The sequence below is a fragment of the Aeromonas sp. 603079 genome (assembly GCF_049172135.1).
Lineage (GTDB): Bacteria > Pseudomonadota > Gammaproteobacteria > Enterobacterales > Aeromonadaceae > Aeromonas > Aeromonas veronii.
Genome location: NZ_JAAKPX010000002.1, coordinates 88773 through 111249, shown reverse-complemented (window position 1 = coordinate 111249; position 22477 = coordinate 88773). Strand labels below are relative to the sequence as shown.

15 protein-coding genes are annotated in these 22477 nt (G+C 59.3%); 8 read left to right on the top strand and 7 right to left on the bottom strand.

Features of this window, described 5'->3' with window-relative positions; translation table 11 throughout:
- The first annotated feature begins 232 nt into the window (after positions 1-232).
- Positions 233-643, top strand: coding sequence for an H-NS family nucleoid-associated regulatory protein (locus tag G5287_RS01660; protein WP_216954269.1), 411 nt, complete (start codon positions 233-235; stop codon positions 641-643).
- 583 nt (positions 644-1226) lie between these two features.
- On the opposite strand, the gene G5287_RS01655 is transcribed toward G5287_RS01660, so the two are convergent.
- The 6 genes from G5287_RS01655 to nadK form a co-directional block, all read right to left on the bottom strand.
- The gene (locus G5287_RS01655; RefSeq protein ID WP_227340917.1) at positions 1227-2591 is read right to left on the bottom strand and encodes an efflux transporter outer membrane subunit; all 1365 of its coding nucleotides are present in this window, start codon (positions 2589-2591) and stop codon (positions 1227-1229) included.
- A gap of 2 nt (positions 2592-2593) precedes the next feature.
- Positions 2594-4567, bottom strand: coding sequence for a MacB family efflux pump subunit (locus tag G5287_RS01650; protein ID WP_227340916.1), 1974 nt, complete (start codon positions 4565-4567; stop codon positions 2594-2596).
- A complete protein-coding gene (gene macA / locus G5287_RS01645) occupies positions 4564-5727 on the bottom strand; it encodes a macrolide transporter subunit MacA (protein ID WP_227340915.1) in 1164 nt (387 codons plus the stop codon). The genes G5287_RS01650 and macA overlap by 4 nt, the downstream gene beginning before the upstream one ends.
- Positions 5728-5977: 250 nt before the next feature.
- Positions 5978-6868 carry a manganese-dependent inorganic pyrophosphatase gene (locus G5287_RS01640; protein ID WP_227340914.1) on the bottom strand — a complete coding sequence of 297 codons (891 nt, stop codon included), beginning with the start codon at positions 6866-6868 and terminating at the stop codon, positions 5978-5980.
- 342 nt (positions 6869-7210) lie between these two features.
- On the bottom strand, positions 7211-8875 hold the full coding sequence (recN, locus tag G5287_RS01635) for a DNA repair protein RecN (protein WP_421230680.1): 1665 nt from the start codon (positions 8873-8875) through the stop codon (positions 7211-7213).
- Between the two features lie 231 nt (positions 8876-9106).
- On the bottom strand, positions 9107-9991 hold the full coding sequence (nadK, locus tag G5287_RS01630; protein ID WP_005338038.1) for an NAD(+) kinase: 885 nt from the start codon (positions 9989-9991) through the stop codon (positions 9107-9109).
- 291 nt (positions 9992-10282) lie between these two features.
- On the opposite strand from nadK, the gene grpE reads away from it, so the two are divergent.
- The 3 genes from grpE (at position 10283) to dnaJ (ending at position 14328) form a co-directional block, all read left to right on the top strand.
- Positions 10283-10858: a nucleotide exchange factor GrpE gene (gene grpE, locus G5287_RS01625; protein WP_005338036.1), complete on the top strand. Its 576-nt coding sequence runs from the start codon at positions 10283-10285 to the stop codon at positions 10856-10858.
- Between the two features lie 297 nt (positions 10859-11155).
- On the top strand, positions 11156-13084 hold the full coding sequence (gene dnaK / locus G5287_RS01620; RefSeq protein ID WP_042053028.1) for a molecular chaperone DnaK: 1929 nt from the start codon (positions 11156-11158) through the stop codon (positions 13082-13084).
- Positions 13085-13185: 101 nt separating this feature from the next.
- Complete coding sequence (gene dnaJ, locus G5287_RS01615; protein ID WP_421230679.1) at positions 13186-14328, top strand: molecular chaperone DnaJ; 1143 nt, start codon at positions 13186-13188, stop codon at positions 14326-14328.
- Positions 14329-14441: 113 nt separating this feature from the next.
- On the opposite strand, the gene mgtE is transcribed toward dnaJ, so the two are convergent.
- Positions 14442-15821: a magnesium transporter gene (gene mgtE, locus G5287_RS01610; protein WP_216954257.1), complete on the bottom strand. Its 1380-nt coding sequence runs from the start codon at positions 15819-15821 to the stop codon at positions 14442-14444.
- 1192 nt (positions 15822-17013) lie between these two features.
- Here mgtE and G5287_RS01605 point away from each other — a divergent pair.
- From G5287_RS01605 to G5287_RS01590, 4 genes are all read left to right on the top strand, one after another.
- Positions 17014-18519 carry a carbohydrate porin gene (locus G5287_RS01605; RefSeq protein WP_270904458.1) on the top strand — a complete coding sequence of 502 codons (1506 nt, stop codon included), beginning with the start codon at positions 17014-17016 and terminating at the stop codon, positions 18517-18519.
- Between the two features lie 115 nt (positions 18520-18634).
- Positions 18635-19591, top strand: coding sequence for an aminoimidazole riboside kinase (locus G5287_RS01600; RefSeq protein ID WP_270904459.1), 957 nt, complete (start codon positions 18635-18637; stop codon positions 19589-19591).
- A gap of 83 nt (positions 19592-19674) precedes the next feature.
- Positions 19675-21039 (top strand): sucrose-specific PTS transporter subunit IIBC, encoded by a 1365-nt coding sequence (locus tag G5287_RS01595; RefSeq protein ID WP_216954251.1) that lies wholly within the window; start codon positions 19675-19677, stop codon positions 21037-21039.
- The gene (locus tag G5287_RS01590; RefSeq protein ID WP_100646368.1) at positions 21039-22454 is read left to right on the top strand and encodes a glycoside hydrolase family 32 protein; all 1416 of its coding nucleotides are present in this window, start codon (positions 21039-21041) and stop codon (positions 22452-22454) included. The genes G5287_RS01595 and G5287_RS01590 overlap by 1 nt, the downstream gene beginning before the upstream one ends.
- Positions 22455-22477: the final 23 nt, after the last annotated feature.

Below are 22477 nucleotides of genomic sequence, written 5' to 3'. Positions count from 1 at the left end.
ACTGCATGTAGTGGGATATTAATGAGCCCTGTAATATCTGAGATCATCATCTGTCAGATTGTATAGCAATCACAACTGAGCATTGATTTGTTATCACGCTTCGCGTCAAGAGAGTATGGTGAGTGAAAAATAAAAAAAAAGGAGTGTAAATACAGAAAACGGTATGTTGTTATCAATTGTCCATGCTATTCTGACACGGTAATCCCTGTGACCGACTTTTTGTGAGGAAATAATGAACGAGTTTCTGAAAGTTCTGCTGAACATTCGCAGTCTGCGTGCGGCTGTTCGTGAGCTGCCGTTTGAGCAACTGCTGGAAGCTAAAGAGAAGTTTGACCTGGTTTACCAAGAGCGCGCCGATTCTGTTGAACAGGAGCGTGCTGAACAGGAAGAGCGTCAGCGCAAGCTGAATGAATTCACCGAAATGCTGCAGCAGGCTGGTATTGATCCTCGTGAGCTACTGGCGACTGCCGCTGCTCCGGCTGCTGCAACTGGCGCTGCCAAGAGCAAGCGAGCTCCGCGTCCGGCTAAATACAAGTACGAAGAAGATGGCCAGGAAAAAACCTGGACCGGTCAAGGCCGTATGCCGAAAGCCATTGCTGCTCAAGTAGCATTGGGTAAAGACCTGAACGATTTCCTGATCTAATTCGTCAGGTTCAGAGATTGAATAATGCCGCCCTCGGGCGGCATTATTTTTGCCGTTTTACTCGTGGTTATCCAACCAGTATTTCCACCTCATTGTTATCTGCATTCCTCGTTTGTATCCTTTCTCTCTCGCCTTACCCGCAGTTCCTTTACTCAATATCATTCGTTGTTTACGATTAATTTTGTCCTGTGGCTCACCAACGCGATATCGCTATTTGTATGCGTTGTGCTGATACGAGCTTCGGATATGTTTCTCACGATTCACGATTCACGATTCACGATTCACGATTCACGATTCACGATTCACGATTCACGGTGCGTCGCTCGGCAAGAGTAGAGCTCTCTGCTGATGGAATATCCGGTAATCGTTATCTCCGGTCAGGGAGCGTTAGGTATAGAGAGAGCCGCAAGGTATGGCCGGTATATTCAGGGTCGCCGATGCATGTAATTGGCTGCGCTGCCATACCTGCCCCTGATGATGGGCAATGGAGTTCGGCTGCCGTGTGGGAGAGGAAATTCTGTATGGTCTATGGCGATGATATTCCCCACTCTGTAGGCAGAGTGGGGGATAGCCAGGTGAAGCGCTATCGGGGCGTCACGCTATCGCTGCCACCCAGGGCGCGATAGATTTTGGCTGTGGTGGTGAGCTGCTCTTTTTGCTGTGCCAGCAGGCTCTGCTGGGCATCCCACAGTCGGTTCTGCTCATCAAGCCAAGCCTGTACACCGGTCGCACCCGCCTGGAAGCGAGCCTTGGCCAGTCGTTCGGCCTCCCGGGCATAACTCAGCTGTTCCTGCAGATAATCGAGTCGCTGCTGGCCATAGTGGCGGGCGGCCAGATTGTCTTCCACTTCCACCAGTGCAGTGTAGAGCTGCTTGCGAAACTCGGTTTCGGCGATCTGGTAATCCAGCTCCGAGCTTTCAATGGCGAGCTGGGTGCGGTTGTATTCAAGGAAGGGGAGGGCAAGGCTGGCTCCCAGCGTACCAACCGGATTTTGCAGCACTTGCGCCAATCTATCGGATGCGGTGCTGGCGCTGCCGGTCAGGGTCAGGCTGGGGTAGAAGCTGGTGCGGATCTCATCCCCTTTAGCCAGCGTCTTGCTCAGCCGCAATTCGGCCGCTTTGACATCGGGGCGGCGGGCCAGCACATCGGCCGGAATACCCACCGCAAGTTCAGGAATGGCCTGCTTTGCAAGGGAAGCGGGTGCATACTCCAGCGGCCCGCTGCTGCGGCCCAGCAACAGAAGCAGGGCATTGCGAGCCTGTTCCTGCTGCGCCTTGAGGGAGGCCAGCTCAGCCTGCTTGCCTGCCAGTTGCTGGCGTGCCTGCGCCAGATCGAGTCGGGTGATGGCGCCTGCCTGGTATTTGGTTTGGGTCAGCAGCTCGGTTCGCGTCAGGTTGGCCAGCTGCTGTTCTCCGAGTGTGATGGCAGAGCCGAGATAGCCGAGCTGCCAATACTGCTCCAGAGTATTGCCAATCAGCAGGAGTCGGGTGCTGGCGAGATCCTGCTCGCTTGCCGCCGCCTCCCAGCTTGCCTGATCTCGCACCGAGGCAAGCTTGCCCCACAAATCCACTTCGTAACTGAGGCTCAGCGAGGGGCCCAGACTGTTGGTGCCTTTGCCGCTTTTCAGATCCTTGTTGCCACTGGCTGCGATAGTGCCATTGACCGAGGGGGTGAGGTTGGTATCGGCCTGCTCGGCGCCCAGTCTGGCGCTTTTGAGCTTGAGGGCCGCCACATGCATGTCCGGGTTGGCGGCTAGAACCGCCTCGACCAATTTGTCGAGTTGGGGATCATGAAATTCCCGCCACCAGAGGCCAGCCTGCGCAGCCAGTTGGGCGCCCTCGGCCTGTTGCCATGCAGGGGCGATCGCCAGCTCGGGTCTTTGATAGCTGCTGTGCTGACTACAGCCGCTGAGGGCCATGCAGAGAGCCAGCCAGGAGAGTTTGTACATTGTTATTCCCTCGCCAGTGCGACAACAGGGTCGAGCCGCGCCGCATTGCGTGCCGGCAAGTAACCAAACAGGATCCCGATGAGTGACGAGCAGCCAAAGGCCATCAGGATGGAGAAGAGCGAGAACTGCATCTTGATGGAGTCCACCAGCAGTGAAAAGAGCGCGCCAATACCGAGCGAGATGCCGACGCCAAATATCCCCCCCAGCAGGCTCACCATCACAGCTTCAATCAGGAATTGCTGCAGGATATCCGACTGGCGGGCGCCCACGGCCATGCGAATGCCGATCTCGCGGGTGCGCTCGACCACCGACACCAGCATGATGTTCATCACGCCCACCCCGCCGACGATCAGCGAGATCACCGCGATGGCCGAGACCATCAGGGTCATGGTGGCGGTGGTTTTTTCCACCGATTTGATGATGCTGTCGCTGCTGAAGGTGAAGAAATCCTTCACCCCGTGGCGCTTGGTGATCAGCTCGATCACCGCCTGCTCGGCCAGTGCTGGTTGTACCCCGTCTTTGACCCGGATGGTGATCTGGCTGAAGTGGTGCTGCGAGATGAGGCGACTCATCACCGCGCTGTAGGGTAGCCAGATATTGACCGACTGGCTGGTGGGGCCAAAGCCGGTCTCCTGCGAGACCACACCGACAATCCGCACCGGCAAGGTGCCGACCAGTACCACCTTGCCGACCGGATCCTCCTTGCCAAGCAGGCTGGTGATGCTCTTCTTGTCCACTACGGCGACGGCGGCACGCTGCTGGATATCTTGCCACTCCAGTAAGCGACCACTGACCAGCGTCATCCCCTTCACCTTGAAATAGTCGTTACCGACCCCGGTCACGTTGCCGCTGTTGGTCTTGTTGCGATAGCGCAACTGGCCTGAGCTGCCTATCTCGGGGCTGGCGCCCGCAAGATAGGGTTGCCCCAACAGGGCATCGAGATCCCCCTTGTTGAGGGTCTGGATGCTGGCCATCTTCTCATCGCCCCATCCTTTACCCGGGAAGATTTCGATGGTGTTGGTGCCCATCGCATTGATCTGGTCGATCACCTTGGCGCGCGCGCCCTGACCAAGAGCAACCACGCTCACCACGGCGGCGATGCCGATGATGATGCCGAGCATGGTGAGGAAGGTGCGCATCCGGTGGGCGAGCATGGCATGCATCGCCATCCGTCCCGCTTCCCGATAACGATCCCAGTCGTGACCCATGGCGCCTGTAGTGGGCGCTACTTTTTGAGAGGCTACAGCGGTGGCTGGAGCCAACACGGCCGTTTGGCAGGGGCCGCTATCTTGTTCAATCCGACCATCCTTGAGAGTGATGATCCGGTCGGCATGGCTGGCCACGTTCATATCGTGGGTGACCAGAATGATGGTGTGGCCCTGAGCATGCAGCTCCTTGAGGATCGCCATCACCTCCTTGCCGCTCTGGCTATCCAGTGCGCCGGTCGGTTCATCGGCGAGGATCACTTCGCCGCCATTGGCCAGCGCCCGGGCGATACTGACCCGCTGCTGCTGACCGCCGGAGAGCTGGCCCGGGGTATGGTGACTGCGATCGGCCAGTCCCAGTCTGCCCAGCAGCTGACGCGCACGTGCCTGGCGATCCGGGCGGCTGGTGCCGGCATAGACGGCCGGGATCTCCACGTTGGCGGCGGCATCGAGATGGGGCAGCAGGTGGTAGCGCTGAAAGATAAAACCGAAGTGGTGGCAGCGCAGCCGGGCCAGCGCCAACGCATCCATGGTGGCGGTGTCTTGACCGCGAAACAGATACTGGCCGCCGCTCGGGCTATCGAGACAACCCAGCAGGTTCATCAGGGTCGACTTGCCAGAGCCGGACGCGCCGACAATGGCGATCATCTCTCCTGCCGTGATGGTGAGGTCAAGAGGGTGGAGCACGGTGACTTCGCTGTCGCCGCTCTGGTAGCGTCGCTCGACCCCTTTCAGCTGGATCAACGGCAGCTGGTTCAGGGGCTCACTCATAGCATCACCGCCATCTCATCATTGTCGGCGGGGGCACTGTGATTGAGCTGCACCTCCTCCTTCTCACTCAGCCCGCTGATCACCTCAATGCGGATCTCGTCCTTCATACCGGTCTTGATATGACGGGTTTCGGTTGTCTCATCGTCCTTGATCACGGTGACTTCATACTCGTTGTCACCCAGCGACTTGCCGAGGGCGGTTTGCGGCACAGTGAGCACCTGCTTGCGCTCGCCGAGCACAATGGTCACCTGGGTGGTCATTGCGACCCGCAGGGTATGGTCGGGATTGGGTACATCGAACAGGGCGTAGTAGTAGACAGCCGCATTGCTGGTGGTGGTGCCGGTGGTGGCCTGATCGTTGATGTTGGTGGGCGCTAACTCCACGGCGCGAAGCGTACCTTGATAGCGGGTATCCGGATCGCCAATGAGGGTGAAGTAGACTGGCATGCCAGCTTTGACCTTGGTGACATCAGCTTCGGAGATCTGCGCCTTGACCGTCATAGTCTCGAGGTTGGCCAGCTTGAGCACGGTCGGCACCGTCTGGCTGGCTGCCAGGGTTTGGCCCTGACGGGTCACAATGCTGATAACGGTGCCATCCATCGGCGCCAGGATCTTGGTGTAGCCCAGCTCGGTCTTGGCCCGATCAACCTTGATCAGGGCGTTGTCGATATTGGCCTGGCTATTTTGTAGTTCGGCGCGGGTGACCGCCAGCAGTGCCTCGGCACTCTCCAGATCGGCCCTTGAGCTCGCCTCCTGCTTGAACATCTGCTGCTGGCGCCGCCAGGCGAGCTCGTTCTGTTTGAGTTGTGCCTGCTTGATCTTGAGCTGGGCGCGGTTGCTGGCAAGTTCCGCCTCGGCCGTCTTGAGGTTGTTCTGGGCAATCAGGGGATCGATCTCGGCCAGCAGGTCTCCCTGCTTGACCTGATCTCCGGCCTCGACGGCCAGCTTGGTAACCTGACCGGAGACCTGGGCCCCCACATCCACCTGCTCCACGGCCTGCAGCACGCCACTGGCCAGTACGGTCTGGGCGATATCCTCGCGGGTCACTTGAGCGGTCAGCATCGCCTTGGGTGGTTGACTGGGCCAGAGCAGCCAGCCGAGGAGCACCATGGCGATCAGCATGGTGATGGCCAGGGTTCTCTGCTTGGGGGTTATGTTCATCGATCACCTGAATGGAAACGGAAAAGGTTGTGCGCGGCGATTATCCTGCAGCAAAGCCCTGATAAATAACAGCCGCAAATATGTAAGCAAAGTTATGGCGTTAACTGTCAATAAGCCGTGAAAGGAGTAAGCGAGAGACCGCAGTGGTGAGCAAGATGGTCAGCAAGAGGGTGGGGAGTGCGGCTGGCGGTGGCGATGATAAAGCCCTGCGCAGAGGCAGGGCTTTGGAATAGGTAATGGCGAGTGAGGATCAGGCCTTGGCCAGCAGATCCATTACCCAGGGCAGACCCTGCTTCTTGCGGCTGACAAAGCCCGGGTGGTAGCTGGACTCTGCCGGTACTTTGGCGTGCTCGGTAAAGTAGATACGGCTGGCAGCCGCAGTCAGGTCAGTCACCATCAACACGAAGAAGTCGAGCCCTTCACTCGCCACGCGCTGGGCCATCTCCTGCTGTAGGGCTGGCAGGTGCTCGGCCAGCTGCTGCTCGCTGCCCACTTCGATCTGGCTCATGATGAAGTTGCAACCTTCCGCCTGGAACGCTTTCTCATCCTGCTGCAGCAACTGCGCAGGAGTGAGGCCGCTCAGATCGGTTTTCGCCATCAGCAGCTGTTGACCAAACTCGGCCAGCGACACCTCGGCCAGCGGTGCAAGACGCTCGCAGGCGATCTTGTCCTGCTCGGTGGTGGTGGGCGAGGTGAGACAGAGGGTGTCGCTCATGATGGCACCCAGCATCAGGCGAGCCTGGCTGCGGGTCACGGTACCTTGCTGGCTCAGCAGATCGAAGGCGATGGTGCAGGTGCAGCCGACGGCCCGGATCCACGCATCCAGCGGAGATTGGGTGACCAGAGTGCCGAGACGGTGGTGATCCACCAGGCCCAGTACATTGGCTTGTGCCAGTGTGGCAGGGCCCTGTTCCAGATCACTGAAATCCACCAGCCAGACATTTTCACCGGTCATATCTTTGGTCAGCAACTCGGGTTCGCTGACGCCAGCCTGCTCCAGAATAAAACGGGTTTCGGTGCGCAGGTCACCCAGACGCCATGGGGTGGCCTGACGGCCCTGGCCATTGAGCCAGTCGGTGATAACCAGCGCACTGCAGATACTGTCGCTATCAGGATTCTTGTGACCAAAAACGTGGATCATAGACAAAGCCTCACAATTGGATACCCATAAAGGGGGGCAACACTATGCGAAATCCGCTACATGAAGGCAACCGGATCCACGCTCATGTTGCTGCCAGCTTCGCCTAACTCGCCATTTTATTGATCTGGGTCGGTAATCCTGACGTGAGTTCGGTGCTCACAGTTGGCTATTGGCTATTGGCTATTGGCTATTGGCTATTGGCTATTGGCTATTGGCTATTGGCTATTGGCTATTGGCTATTACTGACTGCGCAGGCCATAGCTCTCTCCTGTGCCTGCGCAGTCAGCATGTTCGGTCAGCCCTGTCAGTCGCCATCGCTGCAAATCGGCGTTTTGGCCTGATTCAACGGCGCAGCAGCTCGCGAGCATTGGCCAGGGTGTTGTCGGTGATCTGGTCGCCACCGAGCAGACGTGCCAGCTCATTGAGGCGGGCATTCTGGTCGAGCGAATCCATCCGAGTTTCGGTGGTTTTGCCATCGGTATGCTTGCTCACCACCATATGCTGGTGGCCGTTGCCTGCCACCTGAGGCAAGTGAGTGACCACCATCACCTGAGTGGACTCCCCGAGCTGGCGCAGCAGGCGACCCACCACGGCGGCAGTCGGGCCGCTGATCCCCACATCCACTTCGTCGAAAATCAGAGTCGGGGTTGAGACCTTGCGGGCGCTGATCACCACGATGGCGAGACTGATGCGCGACAGTTCACCGCCTGAGGCCACCTTGCCAAGCGGCTGGATCGGTTGGCCAGGGTTGGTGGTGACCATAAATTCCACCCGATCTATACCCAGCGGAGAGAGGCTGCTCTGGGCATCGGGGCGCACCTCGATGGCAAAGCGGCCATCGGGCATCGCCAGTTCGTGCATGCTGCTGGTTACCTTGGCGCCCAGCTCCTGGGCGTAACGCTGACGGCTCTGACTCAGGGCTTCGGCGGCCTGGACAAAAGCCTGACGGGCCTCGGCCAGCTCATCTTCCATCCCCTCTAACCGCTCTTCATCGGAGTTGAGGCGAGCAAGATCAGAGGCCAGCTCCTGATGGTACTGAGCCAGATCTGCCGGTTTGACGTGGTGCTTGCGGGCCAGATTGATCGCCTTGGAGAGGCGACCTTCCAGCTCGTTGAACCGCTCGGGATCCAGCTCCAGCCGATCGAGATAGCTGCGCAGCTCGCTGTGGCTCTCCTGCACCCCGATCAGTGCTTCGTTCAGCATCTCCAGTACCGGGGTGAGGCGGCTGTCCATGCTGACCAGCCCCTCGGCCCGATCGACGGCTGATTGCAGCAGCCCAGCGATAGTGGTCTCTTCGTTGTCATAGAGCAGGTCGAGGCAAGCCCCGCACTCTTGCATCAGCTCTGTGCCGTTGGCCAGACGCTGGTGCTCCTCTTCTATTTCTTCAAACTCCCCCGGCTGCAGGGCAAATTCGTCCAGCTCTTGCACCTGATACTCGATCAGCTGGCGGCGGGCTTCCCGCTGCTGCTGCTCGGCCTTGAGCCGGTTCAGCTCGTTTTGTAGTTGACGCCACTGCTGATAGTGCTGGAGCACCTCATCGAGCAGCAGATGGTGGCCGGCGTAGCCGTCGAGCAGGGCGAGCTGGTAGTCGGGTTTGAGCAGCATCTGGTGGGCATGCTGACCGTGTACGTTGACCAGCAGCTGACCCAGATTCTTGAGCTGGGTGAGGGGGACGGGCACGCCGTTGATATAGCTGCGTGAGCGACCCTCGGCGGAGATGACTCGCCGCACGATACACTCCCCTTCGTTTTCCAGTTCGTTGGTGGCGAGCCAGGCGCGGGCGGCCGGGTTGTTGTCCAGCAGGAAGCGGGCGCTGACCTCGCTTTTGTCGCTATCGGGTCGCACCATGCCGGCTTCGGCCCGCTCTCCGAGGCAGAGACCGAGAGCATCGATGGCGATGGATTTACCGGCACCGGTCTCACCTGTGATGCAGGTCATGCCCGGTTGCAGATCGAGTTCGAGAAACTTGACGATGGCGAAGTTGTTGACGGTCAGCTGGGTCAGCATGGTCTCATCCTGTATAGGTCAACATTACTGTGTATGCATCCAGTATATACTGGTCTTATATACAGTAAAGAGGGCGCCGCCATTTTTAACACAGGAAAGCCGCGCCAGTGCGCCATGGCTATGAAAATGCGGTACTGATATGAGGGTGCAGGGGAAGTTGCAATGAAAGAAAAGAGAAGGGCGCCAATTCAGGCGCCCTTCTCTGGTAATGCCGTTGTCGGTCAAAGCTGATTAGAACAGCTTGCTGCCCCAGCCGAGCTTGTTGCGCAGCACATGGAAATAGCTGTAGTCGAGGGGATGCACCAGATGAAGCTGGTGGTGGCTCTTCTTGATCAGGATCTCGTCCCCCGGGTGGACCGCCAGCGTCACCTGGCCGTCACAGCTCACCTGCATGGCATCGTCCTGATTGTCCGGCGAGACCAGCAGCCGCACTTCGCTGTCGGCATCGAGCACGATGGGGCGACTGCTGAGGGTATGCGGGAACATTGGCACCAGCGTGATGGCGTTGAGCTTGGGGGTGAGGATGGCGCCACCTGCTGACAGGGAGTAGGCGGTCGAGCCGGTCGGTGTGGCGACGATGATGCCGTCCGAACGCTGGCTATACATAAAGCTGCCATCGATATAGACCTCGAACTCGATCATATGGGCGATCTTGCCCGGGTGCAGCACCGCCTCGTTGACCGCAAGATTACTCGACTTGCGCTCGCCGTGGCGATAGACCGAGGCCTCAAGCAGGAAGCGGTGTTCGCTCTTGTAGTGGCCGGAGAGCACCTGCTCCAATGGCAGCAGGTAATCCTGCGGCGAGAGATCGGTCAGAAAGCCGAGGTTACCCCGGTTGACCCCGATCACTGCTACATCGAAGCGTGACAGCACTCGCGCCGCCCCCAGCATGTTGCCGTCACCGCCGACCACGATGGCGAGATCGGCCTGCTGGCCCAGTTGTACCAGATCCATCACGTTTTCATCGAGGATGCTCAGGGTCTGGGCGACCCGGCTCTCCACCAGTACCCGAAAGCCGCGGGCGGTCAGGTATTGATGCAGGCCGGTCAGCGTCTGGTTGGCCCCCTCATGGTGGGGTTTGCCAATCAGGGCGATGGTTTTGAACGGAGAATCCATAGTCAGTCAGATCTGGGATGGGTATTGCGGGCCAGTATACAGTGCTTTGCTCCGCTTGTGACGCTCTCCCGTGTGACGGGGCTGGCTATCCCCTTGAGGCTACTGGTTAAACGATGAGCGGTAACCCGGATAAACCGACGGTTGCGGCTATTCAGCAACCCAGATTGCCCTTTACCCCTTGAAAGCCGGGGATGCATCCCCATAATAGCGCCAACATAGTCGGTCTGTTGTCGTCCGGTCGCTCAACCAGACGTCAGGGCCCTCATAAGTAACCCCGGAATTGGAGATGTCATGAACCACGAAGAGCAAAAGGTTGAAGCGATGGAGCAAGTGGAAGCCCAGCCAGTCGAGCCGACCGATGTAGACAGTGAAGTGACAGCCGAGCAGGCCCGCATTGCCGAACTGGAAGCGCAGCTGGAAACCGCCATCCAAAAAGCGGCGGAAGAGCGTGAACGCGCCCTGCGTACCGCCGCCGAGATGGAGAACCTGCGTCGTCGTACCGAGCTGGATGTGGAGAAGGCGCACAAGTTCGCTCTGGAGAAGTTCGCCAATGAACTGCTGCCGGTGCTGGACAACCTTGAGCGAGCCATCGAACTGGCCGACAAGGAGAACGAAGCCCTCAAGCCGATGATCGAAGGTGTCGAGCTGACCCTGAAATCCATGCAGAGCGGCGTGGCCAAGTTTGGTCTGGTAGCGCTCGACCCGATCAACCAGCCGTTTGACCCCAACGCCCATCAGGCGATGAGCATGGTACCGAGTGCCGATGTGGCGCCGAACACCGTCATTGCAGTGATGCAGAAGGGCTATGACCTCAACGGTCGGGTGATCCGTCCGGCCATGGTGATGATCGCCAAAGCGGTCGACTGATTGGCTGTGGGTGCCCGAGCCCGCCCTGTGGCGGGCTTTTTGTTTCGCAGTGCAGCACCTGTTCATCTTGCCCGGTTTACGGCTCAACGTGACCGCGCAACCATGACAAAGGGTGTGGTTTTTTAGGGTTGGGGCTTGAAGCTGCGTCCGGCGACCCCATATAGGTAGCAAGGCCGCGGCGGCACAAAAAATTTGATGCCGGGAGCTTGAAAGCCAGATTGGCAGCCCCCACCTAGCCGTTAACGCATTAAGGCGAGTTCCTCGCCAGTTTATTCAAAGTATTTGGAGATTCGTCAAATGGGTAAAATCATCGGTATTGACCTGGGTACTACCAACTCCTGCGTCGCTATTCTGGATGGCGACACTGCTCGCGTGATCGAGAACGCAGAAGGCGATCGTACTACTCCGTCCATCATTGCCTATGCCGATGATGGCGAGATCCTGGTTGGTCAGCCGGCCAAGCGTCAGGCCATCACCAACCCGAAAAACACCCTGTTCGCCATCAAGCGTCTGATCGGTCGTCGTTTTGAAGATGAAGAAGTGCAGCGTGACCTGAAAATCATGCCGTACGCCATCGCCAAAGCTGACAACGGCGACGCCTGGGTTGAAGTGAAGGGCAAGAAAATGGCACCGCCGCAGATCTCTGCCGAAGTGCTGAAGAAGATGAAGAAGACCGCTGAAGACTATCTGGGCGAGCCGGTAACCGAAGCCGTTATCACTGTTCCGGCCTACTTCAATGACGCCCAGCGTCAGGCTACCAAGGATGCCGGTCGCATCGCCGGTCTGGATGTAAAACGCATCATCAACGAACCGACTGCAGCAGCTTTCGCCTACGGCGTGAACAAGGTCAAGGGCGAGCGCAAGGTTGCCGTATATGACCTGGGTGGCGGTACTTTCGATATCTCCATCATCGAGATCGACGAAGTGGAAGGCGAAACCACCTTCGAAGTACTGGCGACCAACGGTAACACCCACCTGGGTGGTGAAGACTTCGACAACCGCGTCATCAACTACCTGGTAGACGAGTTCAAGCGTGAGCAGGGCATCGACCTGCGCAACGACCAGCTGGCTCTGCAGCGTCTGAAAGATGCCGCCGAGAAAGCCAAGATCGAGCTCTCTTCTGCCCAGCAGACCGACGTCAACCTGCCGTACATCACTGCAGATGCCACCGGTCCGAAGCACATGAACATCAAGGTGACCCGCGCCAAGCTGGAATCCCTGGTAGAAGACATGGTGAAAGACTCTCTGGAGCCGGTTCGTGTCGCCCTGAAAGACTCCGGTCTGGCAGTTGGCGAGATCGACGACGTGATCCTGGTTGGTGGTCAGACCCGTATGCCGCTGGTTCAGAAGACCGTTGCCGAGTTCTTTGGCAAAGAGCCGCGTAAAGACGTCAACCCGGACGAAGCCGTGGCCATGGGTGCTGCCATCCAGGGTGCCGTACTGTCCGGTGACAAGACCGACGTACTGCTGCTGGACGTTACTCCGCTCTCCCTGGGTATCGAAACCATGGGCAGCGTGATGACTGCGCTGATCGAGAAGAACACCACCATCCCGACCAAGAAGTCCCAGGTGTTCTCCACAGCCGAAGACAACCAGTCTGCCGTGACCATTCACGTGCTGCAGGGTGAGCGCAAGCGCGCCAGCGACAACAAGTCTCTGGGCCAGTTCAACCTAGAAGGCATCCGTCCGGCACCGCGCGGTCTGCCGCAGATCGAAGTGACCTTCGACATCGATGCCAACGGTATCCTGCACGTCTCCGCGAAAGACAAAGAGACCAACAAAGAGCAGAAGATCACCATCCAGGCCTCCTCTGGTCTGTCTGATGACGAGATCGAGCGCATGGTACGCGAAGCCGAAGCCAATGCGGCCGAGGACAAGAAGTTTGAAGAGCTGGTACAGGCTCGCAACCAGGCTGATGGTCTGGTTCACTCCGTACGCAAGCAGATCACCGAAGCCGGTGAGGCCCTGCCTGCCGACGACAAGACCAAGATCGAAGCCGCGCTGAGCGAGCTGGAAGTTGCCATCAAGGGTGACGACAAGGCTGCTATCGAAGCCAAACAGCAGGCTCTGCTGGAAGCGTCCCAGAAGCTGATGGAAATTGCCCAGCAGCAGGCTCAGGCCCAGGGTGCAGCCGGTGCTGATGCCGGTCAGTCCTCCTCTTCTGCCAAGGCTGACGACGACGTAGTCGACGCCGAGTTCGAAGAAGTGAAAGACGACAAGAAGTAAGCCCGACCCAGATGGGCGAAGCAGGCTTCGCTCATCGGCTTAGTCAATGAATTTACGGGCGTTGGGTGACCAACGCCCGTCTGCGTAACCACAGGATGAGTATGTCGAAGCGCGATTTCTACGAAGTGCTCGGGGTGTCAAAAGGTGCCGACGAGCGCGAGATCAAGAAGGCGTACAAGCGTCTGGCCATGAAGTATCACCCTGACCGCAATCAGGGCGATGCCAGTGCCGAAGAGAAGTTCAAAGAGGTCAAAGAGGCCTACGAGGTGCTGACTGATGCCAACCTGCGCGCCCGCTACGATCAGTACGGTCATGCCGGTGTCGACCCGAGCCAGGGTGGCGGTGGCCACGGTGGCTTTGGCGGCGGTGCCGACTTCGCCGACATGTTTGGTGACGTATTCGGTGACATCTTCGGCGGTGGCCGTGGTGGTGCCCGTCGTGGCCCGGCCCGTGGCTCCGACCTGCGTTATACCATGGAGCTGACGCTTGAAGAGGCGGTGCGCGGGGTCTCCAAGGAGATCAAGGTGCCGACCCTGGTTCACTGTGAAGTCTGTAACGGCTCCGGTGCCCACACCGGCAGCAGTGCCCAGACCTGCCCGACCTGCCACGGCTCCGGCCAGGTGCAGATGCGTCAGGGCTTCTTTGCGGTGCAGCAGGCGTGTCCGCACTGTCACGGTCGCGGCAAGATCATCAAAGATCCGTGCCGCAAGTGCCACGGTGAAGGTCGCTACCAGCGCACCAAGACCCTGTCGGTGAAAATTCCGGCGGGCGTCGATACCGGCGATCGCATCCGTCTCTCCGGTGAAGGGGAAGCGGGGGAGGCAGGGGCTCCGGCAGGGGATCTCTACGTACAGGTGCACGTCAAAGAGCACGAAATTTTCGTGCGTGACGGCAACAACCTCTACTGCGAAGTGCCCATCAGCTTCACCGCAGCTGCCCTGGGTGGCGAGATTGAAGTGCCGACCCTGGATGGCCGCGTCAAGCTCAAGGTCACTCCGGAGACCCAGACCGGCAAGATGTTCCGCATGCGTGGCAAGGGCGTGAAGTCAGTACGCTCCGGTCAGGTAGGGGATCTGATGTGCAAGGTGGTGATCGAGACTCCGGTCAACCTCACTGAGCAGCAGAAAGAGCTGCTGCGCCAGCTGGACGAATCCTTCAGCGGTGCCGCTGCCAAGACTCACAAGCCGAAATCGGAAGGCTTCTTCGAAGGGGTGAAACGCTTCTTCGACGATCTGACCAAGTGATGGCATAGACCCGTGTCGATATAAAGAGAGAGGGAGGCGTGATGCCTCCCTCTCTTTTATCTTGAACTATCGGAGATGGCGGTGGTTTGGCTGCCCCCATCTGCTGTGCGCTGTCAGGCAGCAGCCAGTGACCCACCGAGGAAGGCATAGGCGAAACCAAAATAGATCAGCACGCCCAACAGATCCATGATCGAGGTGAGCATGGGGGAGCTGAGGGTTGCCGGATCAGTCCCCATCTTCCGTGCGGCAAACGGCAGGACCAGACCAAGCAGGCTGCCAACCACAGTCACCGTCATGGCAGAGAGGCTGACAATCATGACGATGTCCCAGCCGATGCTCTTGCTCCAGAATGCCATCACCCCTTCCAGCAGGGCGACACCCAGCCCCAGAGCCATTGCGACGGGCAGATCGCGCCGCAGCACGAAAAAGAAGTCACGCATGCTCAGCTTGATCTGACCCATGCCCATTGCCCGGATCACCAAGGTGGCCGACTGGCTGCCCGAGTTGCCCCCCATGTCGATAATAGGGGCAATAAAGGCTGCGAGGATCAGTACTTCGCTGATGAGTTCTTCCTGAGCGGCGACCAGATTGCTGGTCAGTATGCCGAATACGGTCAAGACCGCCAGCCAGAAGAATCGGGCGCTGAACATGTTAAAGGTGCTGGATGCGCGAAGATCAAGTTCGGGACCTCCCAGCGCAGCCGTACCACCGAAGCGGGCAATCCGGTTGGCATCTTCCTCTTCGGCAACATCCATTGCATCATCCACGGTCACCATGCCGAGCAACTGCTGATCCTGATTCAATACGGGGAGGGCCAGCAGGTTGTAACGGGCGATCATCTCCGCGGCTTCGCCTTTGGGGGCATCGGCCTGAATACTCACCAGCTCGCGCTGCATAATGGCCGAGATGGGGGTTTTGCTGTCGGCGAGAAACAGTTCGCGCAGGGAGACAACCCCGATGAGGCGGCGCATTTCATCCACGACATACAGGGTATAGATGCTCTCCCTGTCGGCAGCAGTGCTGCGCAGCCGTTGCAGCCCCTCTCCCACAGTGATGTCAGCCGTCAGGCTGGCACAATCCGAGCTCATGATGGAGCCGACGAGGTTTTCCGGGTAAGAGGCCAACCGTTGCGTATCCTCACGTTCTTCATCTGTCATCGCATCGAGCAGGGTCTGGCGCAAGGCTGCGGGCAGACGATTGTAGAGATCGGCTCTGTCATCGGGGGATAGGCGGGTACACAACTCCTCCAATTGGGGCTTGGCCATGGAACGTACCAGGCTGGCCTGAATATCGCTGGGCAGATGGCGGAAGATGCGTGCGGCACGCAATGCAGGAACCAGATTGAGAAAGGTATGAATATGTTTATCTGTCAGGCGGTTTATCGCTTGTGCCAGATCGACCTCATGAATATTCAGGCTGAGGCTCTGGATCCCCATACGATCCTTGTTTTGCAGCAGTACATACAGTTGTTGGTGAATATCTTGGTATTGCATTTATATATCCTTTAATACATCAGCCTGGAAAATAGAAAATAGAATTCCGACTGACATCACATCAGCAAAAATAGATAAGGAAATAACGCCCGAAAATTAATCCGGACTAGTCGCCGATACCGGCTCCAGGGTCAGGGTCCATGACACACCTCCTGATTGATGTAAAGAATCGTCATATGCTTACCCGTCAATAGCCACGCATGGGGAATGAACAGGTGTTGCACTCGGCACAAGTAAATGAAGGTGGAGCGGATCGCGGGACGGTCGTCGCCCGGCTAGCGGCTGTTGCCATCTCCCATGCCACCTTGTCAAAAGCCTTGTGGCTACTGACCTGCAGCGATAGAGGCTCGCCATCGTTGACGCACGCCAGAGGCGGAAAAACATGGCGTGATGAGGTAACAGTGGTAATGACATGGTGACCCTGATATCAGGAGAAGACCCATGCAGGCATTATTTACGCATCCAGTCTGTAGCATTGGATGGCGTCAGTAACAGACATCGAGTGAATACAGGGAAGGAATTGCACTCAGGTGCAAATAAACCGCTCTCCGCATAGTGCGAGATAGCGGCAGAACAATCTGCGGGGATCTCGCGACTCAGGTATTGGCTGACGAGCTCAACAACCTACTGTCATCTGATGAATTGCCCACTGATGGTCTCCGTTATTAATCAATGCTGCGATGCTACTGGAATGGTTCTTATTGGTAAATAATTAATCCACCGCCAGAAACATTTAGAAACATCTTTATTGATATTTTGGTAATTGAACGACAGGAATGTCGCGTATTCAGCCATATCGCATGCGTGATCGGTATTATTTACGCTGCTTTGTAGCCGAACCTGATGGTGTAATGCGTGTAACAATCTCCACCAACAGAATGACGCATAGGGTATGCCGATACCTAGCAGACCCATCGCCAGCACCCTGATCCGGTTGGTGGTGAGGTGCCCCCCTTCCTATTCACATTGTCAGGGTCGCTGCTCGCAGAATCGGGATCCGCCTTATTGAGTGGATCCTGATGAGGGATCCTCCTCACAACTCCCGCCAATTCCTGCTGTACAAATGTTATCCCGCTCACACTGTTGCTGAAACGGTTTAGTTGTCATATTGAGTTAGCTAAATTGGTTTAGCTATGCTCTGGCTGTCGATAACAACAGCGCCCGTCCGGGCCACAGATGACAGGTGAGGAAGATGATGATGTTCAAGAGCAAGTTGGCGCTGGCGGTAGCGCTGGGATTGGGGATGAGCAGCCCGCTGTGGGCGGCGCAGGCGAGTATTGCAGGTGAGAGTGTCGAGGCCAGATTGGCGGCGCTGGAGGCGCGGGTACAGGCAGCCGAAGCGAGAGCCGAGGCGGCAGAGAGCCGTGCCAGTCAGGCGGAAGTGAAGGCGAGCGCGGCGAGCGAGCAGGCTCAGGTGGCCGACAACCGCAGCCAGCAGGTGGATGAGAAGACCGCAGGTGCCCAGGGCTTCGAGTTTCACGGCTACGCCCGCTCGGGCCTGTTGGTCAACGGCAATGGCAACGGCGGGCGCGGCGGCCCCTACATCACGCCAGCCGGTTCGGTGGGCGGGGCCGTCGGTCGCCTTGGCAATGAGGATGACACCTATATGGAGGCCAACCTGCTGAAAACCCAGACCTTCGAGGATGGCAGCTGGGCCCGCTACAAGCTGATGCTGGCAGACGGGGTGGAGACCAGCAACGACTGGACCGCCAGCGATTCGAGCCTCAATACCCGTCAGGTGTTTGCCGAGATCGGCAATCTGGCGAGCTTCGACGGCCCCTTCAAGAATGCGGTGCTGTGGGCGGGGAAGCGCTTTGATCGCGACAACTTCGACATCCACTGGCTCGATTCCGACGTGGTGTTCCTGGCCGGTACCGGCGGCGGCGTTTACGACGTGCAACTGGCCGACAGCTGGAAGGCCAACTTCTCTCTCTATGGCCGCGATTACGGCGACATCAGCGCCAGCGGTCTTTCCGATATCGAGAGCTACATCCTCACCATGAACAACCGCGTCGGCAACTGGCAGTGGATGGTGAACGGCCTCTCGGCCAAGGACAATGACGCCCGCATCAATGACAAGGGGGCGGGCAGCGAGGCGGCGGACAAGGGGGCCCACACCCTGCTGGCCTACCACGGCGAGAGCTTCTTTGGCCTCAACCCCGGTTTTGCCAAGGCGGCGGTGCTGTACGGTCATGGGCTGGGGGCCGAGGTCAAGGGGCTGGGCTCTGACAGCGAGCTGTTGCCGGACGCCGATGCGGTGCGGGTCGCCGTGTTTGGCGCTACCGATCTTAATCCGCGCTGGCGTTTTGCCCCGGCCCTGCTGGCCGAGCAGAGTCAGGATCGCTACGTGAAAGGGGACGAGTACCGTTGGCTCACCTTCAATACCCGGGTGGCGCAGGTGCTGAGCCAGAACGTCGAGCTGGTCTACGAGGTGGCCTGGCAGTACATGGATCTCGATCCCAAGGGCTACAAGGGACGCCAGGCGGTGAACGGCAACTTCACCAAGCTCACCTTCGCCCCCACCTTCAAGGCGCAGACCGCCGGTTTCTTCGAGCGGCCTGAGCTTAGGGTCTTCGCCACCTGGATGGACTGGTCCTCCGAGCTCGACAACTACGCCAGCGACGATGCCATGGGTCAGAGCAACTTCACCGCCGGTGGCGAGTGGAACTTTGGCGTACAGATGGAAACCTGGTTCTAGTTCGTTATCCCGATCACAAAAATGGCAGCCGGTGCCGAGATCTGTTGGTTGGCTAAAACGGTTTAGCTGATAATGTCAGCCAACAGAACAGAGTTCGGGTTTGACCGTGGATCCGATGCAGCAGTGGAGTAGCAAGGTGACGAATCGTGTGTGGGTAATGGGGGATGCGGTGGTGGACTTGATCCCGGAAGGGGCGTTGCACTACCTCAAGTGTCCGGGTGGCGCGCCCGCCAATGTGGCGGTTGGTGTGGCACGGCTGGGGGGCGATGCGGCCTTTATCGGCCGGGTTGGTGCCGATCCGTTCGGCCGCTTTATGGCCGACACCCTGAGCGGGGAGGGGGTGGATATCGGTGCGCTGCGGCTCGATCCTGACCATCGCACCTCTACCGTGCTGGTAGAACTGGATGACGAGGGGGAGCGCAGCTTCACCTTTATGGTGCGCCCCAGCGCCGACCAGTTTCTCACCCCAAATGAGTTGCCCCGCTTCAAGGCCGGTCAGTGGCTGCTCACCTGCTCCATCGCGCTCGCCAACGAGCCGGTACGCACCAGCTGCCTGCAGGCCATGGCGGACATCAAGGCGGCAGGCGGGCGGGTCTGCTTCGACCCCAACCTGCGCCCCGAGGTATGGGGCAACCCTGCCGAGATGCTGCCGCTGGTGCGTCAGGCAATTGCACAGGCGGATGTGGTCAAGCTCTCCATCGAGGAGCTGCAACTGCTGAGCGGCGAGGATGATCTGGCTGCCGGGCTTGCGACGCTCTCTGGCCCGGCGCTGGTGCTGGTGACCCAGGGTGCGGCCGGGGTGGTGGCTCGCCTTGATGGCGAGTTGCTGGAGTGGGTGGGGCAGAGAGTGACCCCCATCGACACCACGGGGGCGGGGGATGCCTTCGTCGCCGGGCTGCTGGCGGCGCTGGCCGGGCGCTCGTCGCTGCCAACCATGGCCGAGCTACCCGCCATCCTGGCTCAGGCCCACGGCTGCGGGGCGCTCGCCACCACCGCCAAGGGGGCGATGACGGCGCTGCCGACCCGCACCGAACTGGATGCCTTTTTGCGATCAGGCGCAAGCGGCTGTTGAGCTGAGGTTAGAAGCCCGGCTCGACAGCCCCTACTCTCATGTGACTAGGGCCCGCCAGCGTGGCGGGTCATAAGAGGAAGAATATGAATATCAGTGCGATAGCCAAGGATCTGGTGCCCCTGCTCGGGGGCAAGGAGAATATCGTCAGTGCTGCCCACTGCGCCACCCGGCTGCGGTTGGTGCTGGCCGATGACAGCAAGGTAAACAAGGCCGCCATCGACAAGCTGGAGGGGGTCAAGGGGTGCTTTAGCAACGCGGGCCAAATTCAGGTGATCTTCGGCACCGGTCTGGTCAACAAGGTCTATGCGGAGTTTGTGGCGCTGACCGGTACCGGCACCGCCAGCAAGGCTGAGCTGACCGACATGGCGGCGGCCAAGCTCAACGTGGCCCAGCGGTTGGCGCGAACCCTTTCCAACATCTTCGTGCCGATCATTCCGGCCATCGTCGCCTCGGGCTTGCTGATGGGGCTGCTGGGCATGGTGCGCACCTACGGTTGGGTCAATGCCGACAGCGCCCTGTTTGTGATGCTCGACATGTTCAGCTCGGCAGCCTTTATCATACTGCCGATCCTCATCGGCTTTACGGCGGCGCGGGAGTTTGGCGGCAATCTGTACCTCGGGGCGACCCTTGGCGGCATCCTCACCCACCCGGCGCTGACCAACGCCTGGGGCGTGGCCGGTGGCTTCAAGACCATGGATTTCTTCGGGCTGGATGTGGCCATGATCGGCTATCAGGGCACCGTCTTCCCGGTGCTCTTGGCGGTCTGGTTTATGTCCCATCTGGAGAAACAGCTGCGCAAGCGCATCCCGGATGCGCTGGATCTGATCCTCACGCCGTTCCTGACCGTCATCATCACCGGTTTCGTGGCGCTGCTCTTTATCGGCCCGGCGGGTCGGGTATTGGGGGATGGCATCTCGTTCGGTCTGAGTGCCCTCTATGAGCAGGCGGGCTGGCTGGCGGGGCTGGTGTTTGGCGGCACTTACTCGCTTATCGTCATCACCGGCATCCACCACAGCTTCCATGCCATCGAGGCGGGATTGCTGGCCAATCCGCAAATTGGCGTCAACTTCCTGCTGCCCATCTGGGCCATGGCCAACGTGGCACAGGGTGGGGCTTGCCTCGCGGTCTACTTCAAGACTCGTGATGTGAAGATCAAGGCCATTACCGTGCCGGCTGCCATGTCCTGCCTGCTGGGCATCACCGAGGCTGCCATCTTCGGGGTGAACCTGCGCTATATCAAACCTTTCCTTGCCGGTCTGTTTGGCGGGGCCTGCGGCGGCGCCTACGTGGTGGCGGCCAAGGTGGGGATGACGGCGGTAGGGCTGACCGGTATTCCCGGCATGGCCATCGTCCAGCCCATGAGCCTTATTCACTACATCATCGGGCTGGTGATCGCCTTTGGTGCCGCCTTCGCCGCTTCCTACCTGCTCAAATACAAGGTGGAGTGATGAAGGAAAGCGATCTTCTCAACCAGATTGTCCGGTCGCTGCTGGCCGGACAGCTCAAGGCGGCGGCCGATCCCCATCGGCCCCGCTGGCATCTGGCAGCCCCGGTGGGGCTGCTCAACGATCCCAACGGCTTTATCGAGCACGACGGGCGCTACCACCTCTTCTACCAGTGGAATCCGCTGGGCTGCGAGCACCGCAACAAGGGCTGGGGCCATGTCACCTCCACCGATCTGCTGCATTGGCAGCACGAGCCGGTGGCGCTGTTGCCCACCGAAGCCTATGAGAGCCACGGCTGCTATTCGGGCTCTGCGGTGAGCGACGAGCAGGGGCGTCTGACCCTTATCTACACCGGCAATGTCAAATACCCGGATGGCAGCCGCACCGCCTATCAGTGTCTGGCCCGCGCCGACGGTGAGGGTGGTTTTGCCAAGCTGGGGCCGGTGCTGGATCTACCCGCAGGCTACAGCGGCCACGTGCGCGACCCCAAGGTGTGGCACGACGGCAAACAGTGGCTGATGGTGCTGGGAGCCCGCACCCTGGATGACAAGGGGGAAGTGCTGCTCTATCGCGGCGAGACCCTGCAAAGCTGGCAGCGGGTGGGCCCCATCGCCGGTAGCGGGCGAGGGGAGCTGGGTGAGTTTGGCTATATGTGGGAGTGCCCGGATCTCTTCCCGCTGGGGGAACGCCATGTGCTGATCAGCTGCCCGCAGGGGATTGCCCCGGCGGGCGAGGATTATCGCAACCTCTACCAGTGCGGCTGGCTGGCGGGCGATTTTGATGGCGAGCGCTTCGCCCACGGGGCTTTCCACGAGCTGGATCGGGGCTTCGAGTTCTATGCGCCGCAAACCACCCGAGACAGTCAGGGGCGCCGCCTCCTGTTCGGCTGGCTGGGGCTGCCGGAGGAGAACGAGATGAGCCAGCCTACGATCGCTCACGGCTGGATCCACCAGATGAGCTGCCCGCGGGAGCTGTTCTGGCAGGATGAGTGGCTCTGCCAGCGGCCAGTGGCGGAGCTTGCGGCGCTCAAGGGAGAACTGACCCGTTTCGAGGGGACGCTTGGCGAGTTTCCGGGGCTGGCCATCGACTCGGCCTGGCTCGATATGGAGCTCTGCGATGAGGGGAGCCTCTGGTTCGGTGCCGTGGCCGAGCTGGTGTGGCAGCCGGGGCGCATCACCTTACGGCGCCAGAACTGGCAGAGCGGAGCGTGGGAGACCCGCAGCAGCCCATGGGCTGGCGGGCGGATCACCGTCCTGTGCGATCGCTCCAGTCTCGAGTGTTTCATCGATGAGGGGCGGCACAGCCTGTCGGCGCGCTACTTCCCCGGGGAAAAGCCGCAACTTTCATCAGGTAACGGCGATGATGGCTGCAAAATTTGCCTCAATCACTGGTCGCTGTCGGCGTGCCTAGTACAATAGCCCGGTTCTAGTCAGCCGGGAGG

What these genes read in the sequence shown, in the direction of transcription:
- nadK (WP_005338038.1), bottom strand. Translation starts at nt 9,991, where the DNA reads ATGGATTCTCCGTTCAAAACCATCGCCCTGATTGGCAAACCCCACCAT.
- G5287_RS01600 (WP_270904459.1), top strand. Translation starts at nt 18,635, where the DNA reads ATGCAGCAGTGGAGTAGCAAGGTGACGAATCGTGTGTGGGTAATGGGG.
- G5287_RS01595 (WP_216954251.1), top strand. Translation starts at nt 19,675, where the DNA reads ATGAATATCAGTGCGATAGCCAAGGATCTGGTGCCCCTGCTCGGGGGC.
- G5287_RS01605 (WP_270904458.1), top strand. Translation starts at nt 17,014, where the DNA reads ATGATGATGTTCAAGAGCAAGTTGGCGCTGGCGGTAGCGCTGGGATTG.
- grpE (WP_005338036.1), top strand. Translation starts at nt 10,283, where the DNA reads ATGAACCACGAAGAGCAAAAGGTTGAAGCGATGGAGCAAGTGGAAGCC.
- macA (WP_227340915.1), bottom strand. Translation starts at nt 5,727, where the DNA reads ATGAACATAACCCCCAAGCAGAGAACCCTGGCCATCACCATGCTGATC.
- mgtE (WP_216954257.1), bottom strand. Translation starts at nt 15,821, where the DNA reads ATGCAATACCAAGATATTCACCAACAACTGTATGTACTGCTGCAAAAC.
- G5287_RS01660 (WP_216954269.1), top strand. Translation starts at nt 233, where the DNA reads ATGAACGAGTTTCTGAAAGTTCTGCTGAACATTCGCAGTCTGCGTGCG.
- G5287_RS01590 (WP_100646368.1), top strand. Translation starts at nt 21,039, where the DNA reads ATGAAGGAAAGCGATCTTCTCAACCAGATTGTCCGGTCGCTGCTGGCC.
- G5287_RS01640 (WP_227340914.1), bottom strand. Translation starts at nt 6,868, where the DNA reads ATGATCCACGTTTTTGGTCACAAGAATCCTGATAGCGACAGTATCTGC.
- dnaK (WP_042053028.1), top strand. Translation starts at nt 11,156, where the DNA reads ATGGGTAAAATCATCGGTATTGACCTGGGTACTACCAACTCCTGCGTC.
- dnaJ (WP_421230679.1), top strand. Translation starts at nt 13,186, where the DNA reads ATGTCGAAGCGCGATTTCTACGAAGTGCTCGGGGTGTCAAAAGGTGCC.
- G5287_RS01650 (WP_227340916.1), bottom strand. Translation starts at nt 4,567, where the DNA reads ATGAGTGAGCCCCTGAACCAGCTGCCGTTGATCCAGCTGAAAGGGGTC.
- G5287_RS01655 (WP_227340917.1), bottom strand. Translation starts at nt 2,591, where the DNA reads ATGTACAAACTCTCCTGGCTGGCTCTCTGCATGGCCCTCAGCGGCTGT.
- recN (WP_421230680.1), bottom strand. Translation starts at nt 8,875, where the DNA reads ATGCTGACCCAGCTGACCGTCAACAACTTCGCCATCGTCAAGTTTCTC.